At 57.1% G+C, this 203-nt stretch carries 1 rRNA gene; it reads left to right on the top strand.

Features of this window, described 5'->3' with window-relative positions:
• Positions 1-203, top strand: a 23S ribosomal RNA gene (locus IF55_RS35845); the annotation flags it as partial.

Genomic DNA, 203 nt, shown 5'->3' with positions numbered 1-203 from the left:
TACCCGCAGGAAGAGAAAACAACCGTGATTCCGGGAGTAGTGGCGAGCGAAACTGGATGAGGCCAAACCGTAGGCGTGTGATACCCGGCAGGGGTTGCGTTTACGGGGTTGTGGGATCTCTCTTTTGCAGTCTGCCGGCTGTGAGACGAGTCAGAAACCGTTGGTGTAGGCGAAGGACATGCGAAAGGTCCGGCGTAGAGGGT

Origin of the sequence: Streptomyces varsoviensis (genome assembly GCF_000718635.1) — a bacterium.
Classification (GTDB): Bacteria; Actinomycetota; Actinomycetes; order Streptomycetales; family Streptomycetaceae; genus Streptomyces; species Streptomyces varsoviensis.
This window is presented reverse-complemented; position numbering and strand designations above follow the sequence as displayed.